The following is a 16,627-nucleotide window of genomic DNA, read 5'->3' as shown; positions in this document are numbered from 1 at the left end:
CTATCGAGCGAGTGGAGTACGGCATGACCATCTACACCTCCGACGAGGGCGCCCGCGTCCTCGCCCGGGAGTACACCGCCCTCCTGGACCGCTGGCCCGTGCCCGCCGAACGGCTGCACGTCCCCACCCGTCAGGGTTCGACCTTCGTCCTGGCCTGCGGCCCCGAGGACGTGGCGCCCCTGGTCCTGCTGCACGGCTCCGGGGCGAACGCGGCGATGTGGGCGGACGACGTGGCCCTGTGGGCCCGGCACTTCCGCGTCTACGCCGTCGACGTGATCGGCGAGCCCGGTCTGAGCGCCCCCGTGCGCCCCGAACTGCACTCCGACGCGCACGCGCTGTGGCTCGACGACGTGCTGGACGCGCTGCACGTCGAGCGCGCCGCCTTCGTGGGGACGTCGTTGGGCGGGCTGCTGGCACTCGACTACGCGATCCGCCGCCCGCAGCGGGTGGACCGGCTGGCGCTGCGCTGCCCCTGCGGGATCGGCCGCCAGAAGCGGGGGGTGCTGGTCGCCGCGCTGTTCGTGCTGCCGTTCGGGGACTGGGGGCGGCGCACGATGCTGAGACTGGCCCTGGGCCCCGCCCCCACCCCCGTCCCGCCCACGGCCAAGGAACGCGCCTTCGGCGAGTACGTGCTGCTCATCCACCAGCACTTCCGGCCGCGCCGGGAGAGGCTGCCGGTCGTCACCGACGGCGACCTGGCGGGCCTGGAGATGCCGGTGCAGGTCACCATCGGTGGCCGCGACCGGCTCATCGACTCCCACGGCACCCGCCGCCGGCTCCAGCGGGCCGCACCCCGGGTCTCGGTCACCTTCCTCCCCGAGGTCGGCCATCTGCTCAGGGACCAGACCCGGCCGGCCCTCGACTTCCTCCTCGCCGAGGAAGGCGGCCCGCCCCGGGCCTGAACGCGAGCGGCCCCGTGCTCCACCGCCCGTCGGGGCGGGGAGCACGGGGCCGTCGTACCGGGCCGGTTCGCACCGGGACCGGCGCGAACCGGGTCAGGACCGCGCGGCGGACTTCACGGAGCGCGGATGACGGGCGGCGGCAGCGCCGGCAGGACGGCGGCGGCCACCACCGACGGCGCCCCGGGCGGAGCGGCGGGGACGCTCGACGACCGGGTCGGGGATCGTCACGGGGATGCCGGTCGGGACACGGGCGCCGGTGAGCCGGGCGAGTTCGTCGTCGTCGGAGTGGACGCGGGTGGCCGTGGGGGCGATCCCGGCGGTGGCCGCCAGCCGGGCCATCTGGCGGCGCTGGCTGGGCAGGACGAGGGTGACGACGGTGCCGGACTCGCCGGCCCGGGCGGTGCGGCCGCCCCGGTGGAGGTAGTCCTTGTGGTCGACCGGCGGGTCCAGGTTGACGACCAGGTCGAGGCCGTCCACGTGGATCCCCCGCGCGGCGACGTTGGTGGCGATCAGCGCGGTGACCTGGCCGGTGCGGAACTGCTCCAGGGTCCGGGTGCGCTGGGGCTGGGACTTGCCGCCGTGCAGGGCCGCGGCCTTCACCCCGTTGGCGAGCAGGTCCTCGACCAGCGCGTCGGCCCGGTCCCGGGTGTCGGTGAACATGATCACCCCGCCGTCCCGGGCCGCGATGCGGACGATCAGGGTGTTCTTGTCGTGGTTCTGCACATGCAGCACGTGGTGCTCCATGGTGGTCACCGCTCCGGCCGACGGATCCACCGAGTGGGTGACCGGGTCCTTGAGGAAGCGGCGCACCAGGCGGTCGACGTTGCGGTCCAGGGTCGCGGAGAAGAGCAGCGTCTGGCAGCCTTCGGCGACCTGTTCGAGGAGCTCGGTGACCTGCGGCAGGAAGCCGAGGTCGGCCATCTGGTCGGCCTCGTCCAGGACTGCGATGTCGACGTCGTCCAGTCGGCAGTGGCCGCGCTCGATCAGGTCCTTCAGCCGGCCCGGGGTGGCGACGACGACCTCGGCGCCCCGGTGCAGCACCTGGGACTGGCGGCCGATCGACATCCCGCCCACCACGGTCGCCATCCGCAGCCGCACCGAGTGCGCGTACGGGGTGAGCGCCTCGGTGACCTGCTGCGCGAGCTCCCGGGTGGGGACCAGCACCAGGGCCAGCGGGCTGCCCGGCTCGGTCTTGCGGCCGGCGGCACGGGCGGCGGTGCGGGCCAGCACGGCCAGACCGAAGGCGATGGTCTTGCCGGAGCCCGTGCGGCCCCGGCCGAGCACGTCGCGGCCGGCCAGCGAGTTCGGCAGCGTGGTGGCCTGGATGGGGAACGGCGAGGTGACGCCCTGGCGGGTCAGCGTCTTCAACAGGGCCGCGGGCATGTCCAGTTCGTCGAACGACTCGACGGCGGGCAGGGCGGGGGTGGTGCTGGCCGGGAGTTCGAACTCCTGCTGGGAGGAGCGGCCCTGGGCCCGGTTCGGGCCTCCGGTCCGGCGGTGCGGGCTGCGGTGCGACGGGCGGTTCGAGCGGTTCATACGGAACCTTCCTCAGGACGGCACGTCGCGAGGTCGGCTCCGCTGCGCGGGCGCGCGGAGATCACAAGAAACGGGCCGGAGATGTGCCGGGCGGGGCGCGGACGATGCGGCCGGGCGAGGCATGGACGGTGCAGCCACCGGTGGGCGGGCGCCGGTGCGCGGTCGGCGCAACACGGCCCGCGCGGGACGGCGGACGACGGCCGAAGGCGGATCCACAGGGCCCGGTACGGCCGGGGCGGCCTGGCGGCCAGGACGGCCGGAGGCGATGGGGGGTGGAACGGCCGAGGGGCCCGCACCGGGCGTAGTGCACGGTGCGGGCCCCTCGCTACCAGGCGAGTGCCGTGGCAGAGAACTACAGCGGGCGAATGTTCTCGGCCTGCGGGCCCTTCTGGCCCTGCGTGACGTCGAACTCGACCTTCTGGCCCTCGAGCAGCTCACGGAAGCCCTGGGCGTTGATGTTCGAGTAGTGGGCGAAGACGTCAGCGCCGCCGTCCTCCTGCTCGATGAAGCCGAAGCCCTTTTCCGCGTTGAACCACTTCACGGTACCAGTAGCCATAAAAAAATCTCCTTCGAGAGACGTACGAAGTCCGCACCGTGCGGACGTCGAGTCGCCGCGATGAGCACCCGCCGGGGAAAGAGCCGGAAAACAAAAAATGCGCCTGCAATACATCAGCAGGCGCACACAAAGTTCATGGGAACCACTACTGCAACTAAATCGACTGTAGCAGGCCCTGGCTCGTCGCGGTGGATGTTCCGCAGCCGGTCTTTCCGACCCCTCCCCCACGGGGGCGGCTCACCCGCCGACGGGATCGGCAACGGGTGGCGCCGCCAGGGCAGTTGGGAGGTCGGTGGCGGGGCCCGGTCGGGCGGGTAAATTTTTCGGGCCGGGCGGGTCCGCCGAGCCGGGGCCGGCTGGTCCTGCCCTGTCACCCGGCGGGGTTCCGGCCCTCCGGAAGGGTCCGCTCCCCGGTTTTTCGGAGCATACTGATCGGGATGACGAAATCACCGGCAGTCCGGCGCCACCTGCCCACCAGTCCCTTCAAAGCCCCGGCCGAGGTGCCCCGCAAGCGGTTCGCCGCGGGCGACCGGGTCACCCACGACAAGCACGGCCTCGGCCGGGTCGTCGACGTCGAGGACGGCAGCGACATCGCGGTCCTCGTCGACTTCGGCTCCCGCCAGGAGCGACTCACCCCTCCGTACGCCGAGATGTGGAAGCTCTGACCCGGGGCTCCCTCCCGGGACACCAGGGCCCGGGCCCCGGAAAGATCCACGAGACCTTCCCCAGGACGCCGGACCGTGCGTAGGCCGTAGGACAGGCCGCGCGCACGGTCACGCGCCCGGCCTGCACCGAACCGTGCACGACGCCACCGAAGCCGGCGGCGGCGCAATAGTCTGGGTGCATGTCGAACTCTGATGAGCTCCTCGTTGACATCGCCGCCATGGTGGAGTCCGAGCACAGCAACCAGATGTCCTTGACCGTGGTGGTCCCCGGAGCGGTCATCACCGGCCGGCTCGCACCGATGGCCCTCTGGTTCGAGCGGGTGTCGGAAGTCCTGCACACCTCACAGCACTTGAAGCCGTTCGCCGCCCTCTTCTCCCCGCCCTCCGCCAGCGTGCCCGCACGGCCGACGCACCTGCACCTGCACCGGGCGCGGATCCTCCAGGGCGACTTCGGACTGCCCCACACCGGCGGCATGTACCGGATCGCCATCGAGGACGTGAGCAGTTGGACGGTGGGTGACCTCAGCTACTCCGACGCCTGACCTCCGAGCCTGACCTCCGACAGGCCCCGGGCGCGCCACACGGCCGCCCGGGGCCCTGTCCGTGAACACGGGCCTGCGCCGCGCCGTCAGCGGCCGGTGAGCGAGCGGAGCTCGGCGGCGTAGAGCTGGGCGGGGTCGAATCCCATGCCGGTGAAGTGGCCGGCGAGTTCGAGGGAGAGCACGCCGTGCAGCCTGGTCCAGACGGCGAGGGCGAGGTGGAGGACCGCCGGCGGGGCCGGGTGCTCCCCGGCCCAGGCCCGGTGTTCGGCGAGGTGGGCGTCGAACAGGGACGGCGACACGGCCGGTGACTGCTCCGCCGGTGACAGCTCGGCGGTGCAGGCGTCGAGCAGGACGGCCATGATCTCGACGGAGATCCGGGTGGTGTCCTCGGGCGCCCGGTAGCCGGGCACGGGGGTGCCGTAGACGAGCAGGTACCGCTGGGGGTCGTCCAGGGCCCACTGGCGCAGGGCCTGCGCCAGTCCGGCCAGGTCAGCACCCGCGGCGGCCCGGGCCTGGAAGGCGTCGGCGAGGCTCCGGTAGGCGTCCCGGACGAGTTCGGTGATCAGCTCGTCGCGACTGGCGAAGTACCGGTAGAGGGCCGGGCCGCTCATGCCCATCCGCTTGGCGATGGCGTTGAGGGACAGCGCGGAGGCCCCGGCGGTGGCGATCTGCTCCCAGGCGCGCTCCTTGATCTCCTCCTGCACCTGGGCGCGGTAGCGCTCCCGGGGAGTCCTCACATCCGACGCACCCATGGCCGCCTCCAGACCTCACGACGATGACATCACCATCTCGTTAGAGGCTATCACTCTCCCTCTTGACTCTCACCGACGCCTGCCGTTATAACTTCTAACGAAGGCAATAACATCTATCGAGAAGGAGGGCGTCATGGACACCGAACGCCTCGTCCAGGTCGTACTGCCGGGCATCGTGGCGCCGGAGGGCCTGGAGATCCGGCACGGAGCCGTGCCGCAGGCCGGCCGGGGGCAGGTCCTGATCGCCATGGAGGCGAGCGGCGTCTCGTTCGCCGAGCAGCAGATGCGCCGCGGCCGGTACTACGACCAGCCGCCGTTCCCGTTCGTCCCCGGCTACGACCTGGTCGGCCGGGTGCTGGCCACCGGCGAGGGCGTCGACCCGGGGCTGGCCGGGCAGCGGGTGGCCACGCTGATGAAGGTCGGCGGGTGGGCCAGCCACGTGGCGGTCGACGCCGCCGACGCCGTGCCCGTCCCGGACGGCCTCACCGCGGCCGAGGCGGAGACCGTGGTGGTCAACGGCATCACGGCCTGGCAGCTGCTGCACCGCCGGGCACGGGTGCGCGCCGGGCAGCGGATCCTGGTGCACGGCGCCTCCGGCGGGGTGGGCTCCGTCCTGGTCCAGCTGGCACGCGCGGCCGGCGTGCAGGTGATCGGCACGGCGTCCGCGCGGCACCACGACGCCCTGCGGGAGCTCGGCGTGACCCCGGTCGACTACCGCACGGAGGACGTGACGGCCCGGGTCCGGGAGCTGGCGCCCGGCGGGGTGGACGCCGTGTTCGACCACGTCGGCGGGCGCAGCGTGATCGACTCCTGGCACCTGCTCGCCCCCGGCGGCACGCTCGTCGCCTACGGCAGCGCCTCCACCCGCGACGACACCGGCTCCAAGCAGTGGCCGGTGCTGAAGATCCTCGCCCGCACCTGGCTCTGGAACACCCTGCCCAACGGCCGCCGCGCCCACTTCTACAACATCTGGGCGGGCCGCGCCCTCGGCCGGGACCGCTTCCGCGCCCGCCTCCGGTCCGACCTCGCCCAGGTGTTCGCCGCCGTCGCCCGCGGCGACGTCACCGCCCGGATCGCCGCCCGGCTCCCGCTCGCCCGGGCGGCCGAGGCCCTGCGACTGGCGGAGTCCGGGACCGTCAGCGGCAAGATCGTCCTGATTCCCTGACCTGCGGGCGCGAGGGCGCGGGGCACGGCAATGGCCTGGCAATGACCCGGCAATGGTTCAGACCATTGACGGCCCGGACGGGGGCTTCTACGGTGTCAGCACCGACCTGACGCAGGCATGCCACGATCTTCGGCCGCGCCCCCACGCGCGCGCCCTACGTCGGGCGCACACTCCATCCACCCCCACGGAGGAGCACCATGCGCAAACGTCATCTCACCGTCGCGGCCGCAGCCGCGATCGCGCTCCCGCTCGTGCTGGCCCTGCCCGCCCAGTCGCACGGCTACATCAACCTGCCGCCCAGCCGGTCCGCGCTCTGCGGAGCGGGCGGGGTGCCGTGGGACTGCGGCGACATCCAGTGGGAACCGCAGAGCGTCGAGGGCCCGAAGGGCTTCCCCGGCCGGGGCCCGGCCGACGGCACCATCTGCGCCGGCGGGGACGCCCGTTGGGCCCCGCTGGACGACCCGCGCAACGGCACCTGGCCGACCACCCGGGTGACGGCGGGCCAGCAGCTCACCTTCACCTGGTACATCGAGGCCCGGCACTCCACCACGAACTTCAGGTACTACCTCACCAAGCCCGGTTACGACGCGAGCCAGCCGATCACCCGGGGCAGCCTGGACCTCACCCCCTTCCTGACCGTCCCCTACAACGGCCGCCAGCCCGCCGCCACCACCACCCACACCGCGACCCTCCCCAGCGGTCGCACCGGCCACCAGGTGGTGGTGGCGGTCTGGGACGTCGCCGACACCGGAAACGCCTTCTACTCCTGCACCGACGTCCAGTTCTGACGGTCCTGACCGCTGCACCGTACTGACGGCCCCGGTCCCGCCGCCCCCGACCAGGGGCGGCGGGACCGGGGCCCCAGCCGTCAGCCGTCAGCCGTCAGCCGTTGGGGAGGATGACGGCGCGCCCGTTGATCCGGCCGCTGTGCAGACGCTCGTAGGCGAGCGGCGCCTCGTCGATCCCGTAGGTCTCGACGTGCACGTCCACCGCGCCGACCCGGGCGAGGTCGAGGACCTCGATCAGCTCGGCGCGGGTGCCCCAGTACGGGGAGGACACCGAGACCTCGTACGGCAGGGCGCCGAAGCCGACGGCCAGGGTGCCGCCGCCGAGGCCGACGATCGTCACGTCGCCCTCCACCGCCACCATCGCGCCGGCCGCGGCTGCCGTGGGCGGGGCGCCGACGAAGTCCAGCACCACCTGGGCGCCGATGCCGCCGGTGAGTTCGCGCACCCGGGCGGGCGCGGAGGCGTCGGAGCGGACCGTCTCGTGCGCGCCGACGCTGCGGGCCAGCGCGAGCTTCTCCTCCGTCACGTCCAGGGCGATCACCCGGGCCGCGGTCATCGCGCGCAGCAGCTGGATCGCGACGTGGCCCAGGCCCCCGGTGCCGATCACCACGGCGGTGCTGCCGGGCGTCAGCTTGCCGAGCGAACGCTTGATGGCGTGATACGGGGTCAGGCCGGCGTCCGTCAGCGGCACGGCCCGGACCGGGTCGAGGCCGCCGAGCGGCACCAGGTGCCGGGGGCTGTCCACCACCATGTACTCGGCCATCGCCCCGGGGGCGCCCAGGCCGGGCGGGCGGATGCCCAGTTCGGCGGCGCGCAGGCAGTAGTTCTCCTTGCCCTCCGCGCACTTGGCGCAGTTGCCGCAGCCCCACGGCCCGTAGACGGCGACCGCTTCGCCCTCGGCCAGGCCGGTCACGCCCGCGCCGAGCGCGGCCACGGTGCCGACGCCCTCGTGCCCGAGGGTGAGCGGCAGGGGGAAGGACAGCCGCTCGGCGGGCATGCTCATCACGGCGATGTCGGAGTGGCACACCCCCGCCGCGGTGACCTTGAGCAGGACCTGGCCGGGGCCGGGCTCCGGATCGGGGACGGTGACCACCTCGGGGGCGGCGCCGACGCTGCGGTACTGGACTGCCTTCATGGGTTTCGGACTCCCTCTCTCTGCCCCCGGACTCGACTGTCCCCCCGGTTGCGCTGCCCCGGCCACCGGACGGGCCTGGGCAGCGGGCCGGTCAGCGGGCCGCGTAGGCGCCGTCGACCAGGTGGTAGCTGCCATGGATGAAGGAGGCCCGGTCGGAGAGCAGGAAGGCGGTCAGTTCGGCGACCTCCTCGGCGCGGCCGAGCCGGCCGGCCGGGTGCAGGGCGACCAGCGCCTGACGGGCCTCCTCGTCGGCCGCGCTCAGCAGCGGGGTGTCGATGAAGCCCGGACCGACGGCGTTGATCCGCACGCCCTGCGCGGCGTACTCCAGGGCGGCGGTCTTGGTCAGGCCGACCACGCCGTGCTTGGCGGCCGCGTAGGCGGGCGAGCCGGCGAAGCCGTTGGTGCCCAGGATCGAGGCCATGTTGACGACGGCGCCGCCGCCGGCCGCCAGGATGGCGGGGATCTCGTAGCGCAGCGAGTAGAAGACGCCGTCGAGGTTGGTGGCCAGGACCCGGCGCCACTGCTCGGGCTCGTACGCGCCGGTGGGGGCCTTCGCGCCGCTGATGCCGGCGTTGTTGACGGCCAGGTGCAGGGCGCCGAGGCCGTCCACGGCGGCCTGGACGGCGGCCCGCACCGACTCCGGGTCGGTGACGTCCGTCCCGATCGCCAGGGCCCGGGCGCCGGCGGCCTCCAGTTCGGCGGCGGCCCTGCGGGCGCCCTCCAGGTCGAAGTCGGCGACGGCGACGGCCGCGCCGCCGGCCGCCAGGCGGCGGGCCACGGCGAGGCCGATGCCGGAGGCGCCACCGGTGACCAGTGCGGCCTTGCCGGTGAACTCCTGGGGGTGGTCGGTGCCGGTCATGGCGTACGTCCTTTCGTGCGGGTGCGCCGGGTGGGCGCGGTGGTTCAGGCCGCCGGGCCGTCGGGGGGCGGTTCGGCGGCGAGCAGGTCGAAGGCCCGTTCCACGAGGTCGGGCAGATCCGGCTCGTCGGCGCCGACGGGGTGGCGGACCCAGGCGCGGGAGGCGGCCTGGAGGGCCGCCACGCCGAGGCCGACGGCGACGGCCGGGCGCAGGTCGTACTCCGCGTCCAGGCCGAGGCGGGCGGCGGCGATCCGGATGGAGGCCTCCTCCTCGTCGACGCAGATCCGCCGGTAGGCGGCGGTCAGCGAGGGCTCGGCGGCGATCAGGCCGAACAGCTCCCGCACACCGGGGCGCCGGTGCCAGGCCGGGTCCCGCTCGTCGCCCAGCCAGATCCGCAGCGCCGCGCGGTAGGCGGCCACCGGGGTCTCGGCGGCGGGGCGGGCCGCCAGCGCCGCGTTGATCCGGCCGAAGTCGGCGCGCAGGCAGTCCAGCACGGCGTCCTCGCGGGAGGCGAAGTACCGGCTGAAGGTGCGGCGGGAGACGTCGGCCCGGTCGGTGACGTCCTCGACGGAGACGGCGGCCAGGCCGCGGTCCAGCACCAGCTGGAGGGCGGCGGCGGCCAGTGACTCGCGGGTGCGGCGCGCCTTGCGGTCACGCCGTCCCTCGGTAGTGTGCTCGGCCTTCTCGGTGGTCACGGGAGCCACCGTACACCCGGAAATGTCCCATTGGGACATGAGTCCCTCTGGGACACGAGCCCGCCCCGGCCCCCACGGGAAGGCGGGGGCCGGGGCGGGCTCGCAGACGGGCTCGCAGGCGGGTCGAGTGGAACGGGTCAGGCCGGGCGGGTCAGGCCGGGCGGGTCAGGCGGGGCGGGTCAGGCGGGGACTATCGCGAAGGAGCCGTTGCTGAGCGGGGTCTCGGTGTAGGGGCCGCTGTCGATGGCCTGCGGGGAGTAGCCGTCGAAGACCTGGCCGTTGACCGTGACGCCGGAGAAGTCCAGGCGGCTGAAGGAGGGGTAGCTCTGGCTCGGGGACTCGATCACGGCCTCGGCGCTGACGTTCTGGCCGTCGAGCTGCTGGGTGGTGGTCTCGGTCCAGCCCTTGGTGTTGTCGGTGATCTGCAGGGCGTAGCTGGAACCGCCGCTGTTGACCACCGAGGCGGTGAAGCTGTCACCGGCGTCCACCGGGTCGCTGAAGTACTGCGGCGGGGCCGGGTACATCTCGTACCAGGCCGAGTAGACCGGGGAGCCGCTGGAGCAGTCGGCCTGGACACCGGTCTGCTCGACGGTCTGCGAGCCGTAGCCGTCGATCCCGACCCAGGGGGCGAACAGGTCGTTGGCGGTGTTGCACTGCACGGCGGGCATGGTCCAGGAGCCGGAGACGCTCTGGAAGCCGCTGCCCTGGGCGACGTAGCCGCCCCAGACTCCGCCGTCGTAGCGGGCGCCGTGGCCGAACCGGTGCGCGGAGCCGTAGCCGTGCGCGGCGGCGTGGGTGGCGGGGGTGGCCGTCGCGGGGGTCGCGGCCGCGGCGGCCGGGAGGGCCAGCAGGGCGGCGAGCACGAGCCGGCCGGTGCGGGAAAGGGCCATGGGGGGCTCCTTCACTGGGAGTTGAGGGGGTGCCGCCCAGCTTGCGGGCGCCGCGGGCGGGCCGGGAAGGGAGCCGCGTGGGCAGGAACCCGACATGGCGGGAACATGTCGCCCGATCAATCCCTTGATTTCGGGCACCGAGTGGCGCACAGTCGGCTCGTCCACTGGCGGTGCAGGACGAGGAGGACGCAGTGTCGGGGACGGGCATGCTCGGCGGACTCGGCCTCGGCGCGGTCGAGGAGCAGCTCTACCTGCGGCTGCTCGGCGTCCAGGCCGCCGACCCGCAGTGGCTGGCCGCCCAGATGAACCTCCAGGCCTCGATCGTGCTCGCGGCACTGGTCTCGCTGGCCGCGCAGGGGCTGGTGGAGGCCTGCGCGGCCGGGGCCTGGGCGGCGGTGCCGCCCGACGTGGCGGTGGAGGAGCTGCTGCTGCGGCGCGAGGTCGAACTGCGGCGCGCCCGGGGCCGGATGGGCGAGCTGATGCGCACCTACCGGCAGGGCCGGGACGGCACCGGCTCCGACGCGCCGGTCGAGGTGATCTGCGGGCGCAGATCGGTCGCCGAGCTGTGGCGCACCCTCCAGTTCGGGGTGCGCGAGCGGCTGCGGGTCCTGGACCGGCCCCCGTACATCCGGCGCAGCGATCCGCAGACCGAACTGGCCCTGCTGGCACGGGGGGTGACGACCAGGGTGGTGTACCACAGCCGGGTGCTGCGCGATCCGGAGCGCCTGGCGGAGATCCACTCCTTCGCCACGGCCGGGGAGCAGGCCCGGGTGCACACCGAACTGCCGCTGAAGCTGGCGCTGTTGGACGACCGCTGGGCGCTGCTGCCGGTCAGCGCGGGCACCGAGTTGCAGAGCGTGCTGCTGATCCGGCCCTCCACCCTGCTGGACGCGCTCGCCGGACTGTTCGAGCTGTACTGGGCGCAGGCGATGCGGCTGCCCGCCCTGCCGGAGGAGAATCCGGAGGACCGGCACCGCCAACTGCTCCCGCTGCTCGCGGCGGGGCTCACCGACGAGTCGATCGCCCGCCAGCTGGGGGTGTCCACCCGGACGGTGCAGCGCTGGGTGCGGGAGCTGATGGACCGCTTCGGGGCCCGGACCCGGTTCCAGGCGGGCATCCAGGCCGCCCGGGCCGAGCTGCTGTGAGCCGGCTGCGCCGCCCCCGGGCCGCGTGAGTGCGCAGGTCAAGGCCGGGCCGGGTGCGCGCGGCAGGCCCGGTGACCGGGAGAATGGTGCGGACAGTTCACCGGAAGTACAGAGAAAGCGAACCCCCACCATGGATCTCGGCGTGCGCTGGAAGCTGCACGGTGACGGGCGTACGCCCGCGCCGGGGGCGGTCGTCCGCCCCGACGAACGGCTCTCCTGGCCCCGCACGGCAGGGCTCGGCGCCCAGCACGTGGTGGCCATGTTCGGCGCGAGCTTCGTGGCGCCCGTGCTGATGGGGCTCAACCCCAACCTGGCGATCATGATGTCCGGCGTCTCGACGATCATCTTCCTGCTGGCCACCCGCGGCCGGGTGCCCAGCTACCTCGGCTGCTCGCTGTCCTTCGTGGGCGTGGCCGCGGTGATCCGGGCGCAGGGCGGCACCAGCGCGACCGTGACCGGTGCGGTGTTCGTGGTGGGCGCGGCACTGTTCCTGGTGGGCCTCGCGGTCCAGCGGTTCGGGGCGCGGATCATCCACGCGGCGATGCCGCCGATCGTGACCGGCGCGGTCGTCATGCTGATCGGCTTCAACCTCGCCCCCGTCACCGCGTCGACCTACTGGCCGCAGGACCAGTGGACGGCGCTGCTGGTGATGCTGTTCACCGGTCTGGCCGTGGTGTGCCTGCGGGGCTTCTGGTCGCGCGTGGCGATCTTCCTCGGGCTGCTCTTCGGGTACGGGATCTCCTGGCTGTTCGACCGGGTCTTCGGCAAGATCCACTCGGTGGACGCGGGCGGCCACCTCACCGACCACTGGCGCCTGGACCTGTCGGGCGTCGGCAAGGCGGACTGGATCGGCCTGCCCGACTTCCACGGCCCCTCCTTCCAGTGGTCCGCGATCCTGGTCGCCCTGCCCGTGGTGATCGCGCTCGTCGCGGAGAACGCCGGGCACGTCAAGGCCGTGGGCGAGATGACCGGCCAGACGCTGGACGACAAGCTCGGCGTCGCGATCTCCGCCGACGGCGTCGGCTCCATGCTCTCCACCGCGCTCGGCGGCCCGCCGAACACCACCTACTCCGAGAACATCGGCGTCATGGCCGCCACCCGGGTCTACTCCACCGCCGCCTACTGGGCCGCGGCCGGCTTCGCGCTGCTGTTCGGCGTCTGCCCGAAGTTCGGCGCCGTCGTGGCCGCGATCCCCGGCGGGGTGCTCGGCGGCATCACCGTCATCCTGTACGGCATGATCGGCCTGCTCGGCGCGCAGATCTGGATCAAGTCCAAGGTGGATCTGCGCAACCCGCTGAACCTGGTGCCGGCCGCCGCGGGCATCATCATCGGCATCGGCAACGTCACCCTGAAGTTCACCGACACCTTCAGCCTCAGCGGCATCGCGCTGGGCACCCTGGTCGTCATCACCGGCTACCACACGCTGCGGGCGCTGGCCCCCGCGCACCTCAAGACGCAGGAGCCGCTGCTGGACGAGGGCACCTCCTCCTACGACGAGGGCTCCGAGGGTGCTGAGGGGCCGCGCAACCCGTAACGGACGGGCCCGGGTTCGGGTTCAGGTCGACAGGACGGCCGGCGGAAGTGTCCGAAAAGGCTCTTCCGTCGGCCGTTCCGTCTGGCCGGACGGGCCGGGCGGTGGTCGAATCGCCGCGTACACCCGTCCCCCGCCCCGCGCCACTCATCCCCCCGGGAGAGGCATGTCCCTTCTGACCCAGCGCCGCAAGACCGCCGCCGCGGCCGCCGCCCTCGCCACGTTCGCGCTCACCTGCGGCGGCCAGGCCTCCGCCGCCGACGCGGGCAAGGTCCTGTGGACGCCGAGCACCAGCACCGGCCCGTCCTCGTTCAAGGCGGTCCAGTGCGCGGCCGGCAACTTCGGCGTCGTCAAGGACTCCGTCAAGGGCAGCGTGTGGCGGGCCTTCCAAGCCGCCGGCGAGGAGCGCTGCGAGACGCTCAGCCCGGACCTGAAGGAGGGCGACACCTTCTACCTCGGCTGGTCGTCCAAGGTGGACATCAAGGACACCAACAGCCGGTACGTCTTCCAGCTCAAGTGCTCGCCGAGCACCGGCACGGCCAACCACCCGATCGAGATCGACATCGTCAACGGGCGCGTCCGCCTCCAGGAGTGGGACACCGACCACGTCGCGCACTCCCTGTGGACCGCGCAGACGACCAACAACACGTGGCACTCGTACGCGCTGAAGATCCGCCTGGGCCGCACCGACGGCACCATCGACTTCTGGTTCGACGGCGTGAAGCAGACCTTCACCACCGGCTCGGACACCTTCAAGGGCACCACCTGGGACGGTGACCGCAACTACCTCAAGTGGGGCTCCTACCACCCCTCCACGGGGGATGCGACGAACACCTTCACCAGCCCGGTGATGGCCACCACGCTGGAGGCGGCCACCGCCGGCTCGTGACGGCGCGCAGGCCCGGACCGGTGAGCGGTCCGGGCCTGCGGTTTCAGACGTCGCCGAACTCGCCGCTGCGGACGGCGACGACGACGAGTGCAGACGCGGCCCCGACCGCTGGTCAAGCGGTCGAAGACGCCTGGGACTCCTGGGAGCATGGCGACGGCATCCCCCTTCTCCTTCAGGGCGCCCCGGTCCCGATCGGCTGATCAAGCCCGGCCCTTCTCCCCACCAGGACTCCCCCGCACAATCCTTCTTGAGGCACCCGCCATGCTCACAACCCGCCGCCCCGCACCTTCGTCGCCCGTCACCCCCGCCACCGTCTGAAAGCCGCACCACCCATGCACCTCACCAACCTCGCCAAACACACCCTCTCCCGCGGCGCCACCCCCGCCGCCACCTACGCCCTCCTCGCCCGCCTCGGCCACCAACCCCGACCCGCCGCCCAAGCCGTCTGCCTCGCCCTCGCCATCCCCCACACCGAGACCACCCGCCGCCTCGACGACTGCCACGACGCCCTCCTCGCCAACCCCCGCCCCGACTCCGAAACCGACACCGGCGAACTCCTCGAAGCCCTCGGCATCTTCGACATCCCCGCCACCCTCACCCCCACCCAACGCACCGTCATCGACCACCTCCTCACCGCCGTCAACGCCCACGGCGACATCCGACCCGGCCACCACCACGGCCTCAACCGCTGGTTCACCACCGGCAACCTCACCACCGCCTACCTCTCCCTCATCACCACCCCACCCCTCCCCCGCACCGGCGACCCCACCGCCTACTGGACCACCCTCACCACCGCCGGCGAACTCCTCACCACCACCAACCCCGACCCCCGCCTCAAGTGCGCCCTCACCCACTGCCGCACCCAAGCCACCCAAGCAGCCCAAGCCACCCGCCCATGAGCACAGGAAGTCGACCCCACCGACTTCCTGCGCAGCACGATCACCGGTGGCACAGGGATGGCGGCCGCCGGATAAATGCCGTGCGTGCCTGGCAGCCGGTGGCTACACTTGCGCGGACTTCGACCGTCCGTATGCCGAGGAGACCAGACGTGGTGGTGGACGACGACATCTCCGGGTGAGTCCCGGACCCGGCAGGCCACCGACCGGTGCGTGGAAGCACCGTCGGCGTGGCCCCGTCGTCGTGCCCTCCTCCCATCCGTCTGCCCCCGGGCGCCGGCTGTCTGCTGCGCCGCGCCCTGCCCCCCGGTGAGGCCACCTCCATGTCCGGCGCTCTCGTCGTCTGCTCGAACCACCACCGTCTCCACGACGCCCTGGACGACTTCCGCGGCGGCCTGCTCCTGGTCAGCCACGACCGCGCCCTGCTCGACCGGATGGAGCGGATCGCCGAACTCGACCGCGGCGAACTGCGCTTCCACGGCGGCAACTTCACCGCGTACGAGGAAGCCGTACGGGCCGAGCGGGAGACCGCCGAGAAGAACGTGCGCAACGCCGAGCAGGAACTGCGCCGCGAGAAGCGGGAGATGCAGCAGGCCCGCGAACGCGCCGAACGCCGCCAGGGCAACGCCGCCCGCAACCTGAAGAGCGCCGGCCTGCCCCGCATCTTCGCCGGCACCATGAAGCGCGGCGCCCAGGAATCCGCCGGACGGGCCGGCCAGATGCACGCCGAGCGGGTCGGTGAGGCGAAGGCCCGGCTGGACGAGGCCGGGCGCGCACTGCGCGAGGAGCAGCGCCTCGCGCTGGACCTGCCCGACACCACCGTGCCCGCCGGACGCACCCTCTTCCTCGGCGAGCGGCTGCGCGTGCGGCTCGGCGACCGGGAGGTGTTCACCGGCCGGGGCGTCGACCTGACGGTGCGCGGCCCCGAGCGCATCGCGCTCACCGGCCCCAACGGCGCGGGCAAGAGCACCCTGCTGCGCCTGCTCAGCGGGGACCTCACCCCCGAGGGCGGCGACGTGCGGCGGGCCGAGGGGCGCACCGCCTACCTCTCGCAGCGCCTCGACCTGCTGGACCCGGAGCGCACGGTGGCCGAGAACTTCGCCGCGTACGCCCCGCAGCGGCCCGAGGCCGAGCGGATGAACCTGCTCGCCCGCTTCCTCTTCCGCGGCGCCCGCGCCCACCTGCCCGTCGGGGTGCTCTCCGGCGGCGAGCGGCTGCGCGCCACCCTGGCCTGCGTGCTGTGCGCGGAGCCGGCCCCGCACCTGCTGCTGCTGGACGAGCCCACCAACAACCTCGACCTGGCGGGCGCGGCCCAGCTGGAGAGCGCCCTGAACTCCTACCGGGGGGCCTTCGTGGTGGTCAGCCACGACGAGCGGTTCCTGCACGGGATCGGCGTGCAGCGGTGGCTGCGGCTGGCCGACGGCGGGCTGGCGGAGGGCGCGCCCGCGTAGCGGACGCGGGCGCGCACCGGGCCGCGCCGTTCGGCGGGCGCGGGCCGGTGCGCCCGCCGGCGACACGGCCGGATGTGGCGCCGGTCACACGATCGGGGCCCTCGGGGGCCTCCGGGTGAGAAGGGTCACGCCCGGCGGGCGGGCGGGTGCCCGGGCGGCGGCAGGGCCCGGCAGGACTGGGCGGGCGGGGTCGCGACACGGTCCGAGGTCCTGTCCGCTTCGGGACCTTG

At 73.3% G+C, this 16,627-nt stretch carries 16 protein-coding genes and 1 pseudogene; 10 read left to right on the top strand and 7 right to left on the bottom strand.

Going from position 1 to position 16,627, the window contains the following annotated elements; all coding sequences use genetic code 11:
- The first annotated feature begins 23 nt into the window (after window positions 1–23).
- Window positions 24–902 (top strand): alpha/beta fold hydrolase, encoded by an 879-nt coding sequence (locus A6F73_RS28330; protein ID WP_063351619.1) that lies wholly within the window; start codon window positions 24–26, stop codon window positions 900–902.
- Window positions 903–995: 93 nt separating this feature from the next.
- Here the strand turns inward: A6F73_RS28330 and A6F73_RS28325 are convergent, their stop codons facing one another.
- Both A6F73_RS28325 and A6F73_RS28320 read right to left on the bottom strand, forming a co-directional pair.
- Window positions 996–2,438, bottom strand: a complete 1,443-nt coding sequence (locus A6F73_RS28325; protein WP_063350361.1) for a DEAD/DEAH box helicase — start codon at window positions 2,436–2,438, stop codon at window positions 996–998.
- Window positions 2,439–2,790: 352 nt separating this feature from the next.
- Window positions 2,791–2,994 carry a cold-shock protein gene (locus A6F73_RS28320; RefSeq protein ID WP_063350360.1) on the bottom strand — a complete coding sequence of 68 codons (204 nt, stop codon included), beginning with the start codon at window positions 2,992–2,994 and terminating at the stop codon, window positions 2,791–2,793.
- Between the two features lie 437 nt (window positions 2,995–3,431).
- On the opposite strand from A6F73_RS28320, the gene A6F73_RS28315 reads away from it, so the two are divergent.
- Window positions 3,432–3,659 carry a hypothetical protein gene (locus A6F73_RS28315; RefSeq protein WP_063350359.1) on the top strand — a complete coding sequence of 76 codons (228 nt, stop codon included), beginning with the start codon at window positions 3,432–3,434 and terminating at the stop codon, window positions 3,657–3,659.
- A 179-nt stretch (window positions 3,660–3,838) separates the two neighbouring features.
- Window positions 3,839–4,201: a hypothetical protein gene (locus A6F73_RS28310; protein ID WP_063350358.1), complete on the top strand. Its 363-nt coding sequence runs from the start codon at window positions 3,839–3,841 to the stop codon at window positions 4,199–4,201.
- An 86-nt stretch (window positions 4,202–4,287) separates the two neighbouring features.
- Here A6F73_RS28310 and A6F73_RS28305 read toward each other — a convergent pair whose 3' ends face one another.
- Window positions 4,288–4,953, bottom strand: coding sequence for a TetR/AcrR family transcriptional regulator (locus A6F73_RS28305; protein ID WP_063350357.1), 666 nt, complete (start codon window positions 4,951–4,953; stop codon window positions 4,288–4,290).
- Between the two features lie 133 nt (window positions 4,954–5,086).
- Here A6F73_RS28305 and A6F73_RS28300 point away from each other — a divergent pair, with 133 nt between their 5' ends.
- Together A6F73_RS28300 and A6F73_RS28295 are read left to right on the top strand one after the other, a co-directional pair.
- A complete protein-coding gene (locus A6F73_RS28300; protein ID WP_063350356.1) occupies window positions 5,087–6,118 on the top strand; it encodes a medium chain dehydrogenase/reductase family protein in 1,032 nt (343 codons plus the stop codon).
- A 197-nt stretch (window positions 6,119–6,315) separates the two neighbouring features.
- Window positions 6,316–6,906 (top strand): lytic polysaccharide monooxygenase, encoded by a 591-nt coding sequence (locus tag A6F73_RS28295; RefSeq protein ID WP_063350355.1) that lies wholly within the window; start codon window positions 6,316–6,318, stop codon window positions 6,904–6,906.
- Between the two features lie 94 nt (window positions 6,907–7,000).
- On the opposite strand, the gene A6F73_RS28290 is transcribed toward A6F73_RS28295, so the two are convergent.
- The 4 genes from A6F73_RS28290 to A6F73_RS28275 all read right to left on the bottom strand — a co-directional run bounded on the left by A6F73_RS28290 (window position 7,001) and on the right by A6F73_RS28275 (window position 10,485).
- Window positions 7,001–8,041, bottom strand: a complete 1,041-nt coding sequence (locus tag A6F73_RS28290) for an NAD(P)-dependent alcohol dehydrogenase (RefSeq protein WP_063350354.1) — start codon at window positions 8,039–8,041, stop codon at window positions 7,001–7,003.
- Window positions 8,042–8,132: 91 nt separating this feature from the next.
- A complete protein-coding gene (locus A6F73_RS28285; protein WP_063350353.1) occupies window positions 8,133–8,900 on the bottom strand; it encodes an SDR family NAD(P)-dependent oxidoreductase in 768 nt (255 codons plus the stop codon).
- 44 nt (window positions 8,901–8,944) lie between these two features.
- Entirely contained in the window at window positions 8,945–9,595 is a 651-nt protein-coding gene (locus A6F73_RS28280) for a TetR family transcriptional regulator (protein WP_063350352.1), read from the bottom strand.
- A 179-nt stretch (window positions 9,596–9,774) separates the two neighbouring features.
- On the bottom strand, window positions 9,775–10,485 hold the full coding sequence (locus tag A6F73_RS28275) for a G1 family glutamic endopeptidase (RefSeq protein WP_063350351.1): 711 nt from the start codon (window positions 10,483–10,485) through the stop codon (window positions 9,775–9,777).
- Window positions 10,486–10,676: 191 nt separating this feature from the next.
- Here A6F73_RS28275 and A6F73_RS28270 point away from each other — a divergent pair, with 191 nt between their 5' ends.
- From A6F73_RS28270 to A6F73_RS28250, 5 genes and pseudogenes are all read left to right on the top strand, one after another.
- Window positions 10,677–11,630 carry a helix-turn-helix transcriptional regulator gene (locus tag A6F73_RS28270; RefSeq protein WP_244293531.1) on the top strand — a complete coding sequence of 318 codons (954 nt, stop codon included), beginning with the start codon at window positions 10,677–10,679 and terminating at the stop codon, window positions 11,628–11,630.
- A 130-nt stretch (window positions 11,631–11,760) separates the two neighbouring features.
- Window positions 11,761–13,164: a solute carrier family 23 protein gene (locus A6F73_RS28265; protein WP_063350349.1), complete on the top strand. Its 1,404-nt coding sequence runs from the start codon at window positions 11,761–11,763 to the stop codon at window positions 13,162–13,164.
- A gap of 163 nt (window positions 13,165–13,327) precedes the next feature.
- Entirely contained in the window at window positions 13,328–14,050 is a 723-nt protein-coding gene (locus A6F73_RS28260; protein WP_063350348.1) for a heparin lyase I family protein, read from the top strand.
- 332 nt (window positions 14,051–14,382) lie between these two features.
- Window positions 14,383–14,949, top strand: a complete 567-nt coding sequence (locus A6F73_RS28255) for a hypothetical protein (protein WP_063350347.1) — start codon at window positions 14,383–14,385, stop codon at window positions 14,947–14,949.
- 353 nt (window positions 14,950–15,302) lie between these two features.
- Window positions 15,303–16,397 (top strand): annotated as a pseudogene (locus tag A6F73_RS28250) (ATP-binding cassette domain-containing protein); the annotation flags it as partial.
- Window positions 16,398–16,627 lie beyond the last annotated feature (230 nt).

Origin of the sequence: Streptomyces sp. MJM8645, assembly GCF_001625365.1 — a bacterium.
GTDB lineage: Bacteria > Actinomycetota > Actinomycetes > Streptomycetales > Streptomycetaceae > Kitasatospora.
Note: the sequence above shows the minus strand (reverse complement) of the source record. Positions and strands in the feature narration are given on the sequence as shown.

What these genes read in the sequence shown, in the direction of transcription:
- A6F73_RS28330 (WP_063351619.1), top strand. Translation starts at nt 24, where the DNA reads ATGACCATCTACACCTCCGACGAGGGCGCCCGCGTCCTCGCCCGGGAG.
- A6F73_RS28325 (WP_063350361.1), bottom strand. Translation starts at nt 2,438, where the DNA reads ATGAACCGCTCGAACCGCCCGTCGCACCGCAGCCCGCACCGCCGGACC.
- A6F73_RS28320 (WP_063350360.1), bottom strand. Translation starts at nt 2,994, where the DNA reads ATGGCTACTGGTACCGTGAAGTGGTTCAACGCGGAAAAGGGCTTCGGC.
- A6F73_RS28315 (WP_063350359.1), top strand. Translation starts at nt 3,432, where the DNA reads ATGACGAAATCACCGGCAGTCCGGCGCCACCTGCCCACCAGTCCCTTC.
- A6F73_RS28310 (WP_063350358.1), top strand. Translation starts at nt 3,839, where the DNA reads ATGTCGAACTCTGATGAGCTCCTCGTTGACATCGCCGCCATGGTGGAG.
- A6F73_RS28305 (WP_063350357.1), bottom strand. Translation starts at nt 4,953, where the DNA reads ATGGGTGCGTCGGATGTGAGGACTCCCCGGGAGCGCTACCGCGCCCAG.
- A6F73_RS28300 (WP_063350356.1), top strand. Translation starts at nt 5,087, where the DNA reads ATGGACACCGAACGCCTCGTCCAGGTCGTACTGCCGGGCATCGTGGCG.
- A6F73_RS28295 (WP_063350355.1), top strand. Translation starts at nt 6,316, where the DNA reads ATGCGCAAACGTCATCTCACCGTCGCGGCCGCAGCCGCGATCGCGCTC.
- A6F73_RS28290 (WP_063350354.1), bottom strand. Translation starts at nt 8,041, where the DNA reads ATGAAGGCAGTCCAGTACCGCAGCGTCGGCGCCGCCCCCGAGGTGGTC.
- A6F73_RS28285 (WP_063350353.1), bottom strand. Translation starts at nt 8,900, where the DNA reads ATGACCGGCACCGACCACCCCCAGGAGTTCACCGGCAAGGCCGCACTG.
- A6F73_RS28275 (WP_063350351.1), bottom strand. Translation starts at nt 10,485, where the DNA reads ATGGCCCTTTCCCGCACCGGCCGGCTCGTGCTCGCCGCCCTGCTGGCC.
- A6F73_RS28265 (WP_063350349.1), top strand. Translation starts at nt 11,761, where the DNA reads ATGGATCTCGGCGTGCGCTGGAAGCTGCACGGTGACGGGCGTACGCCC.
- A6F73_RS28260 (WP_063350348.1), top strand. Translation starts at nt 13,328, where the DNA reads ATGTCCCTTCTGACCCAGCGCCGCAAGACCGCCGCCGCGGCCGCCGCC.
- A6F73_RS28255 (WP_063350347.1), top strand. Translation starts at nt 14,383, where the DNA reads ATGCACCTCACCAACCTCGCCAAACACACCCTCTCCCGCGGCGCCACC.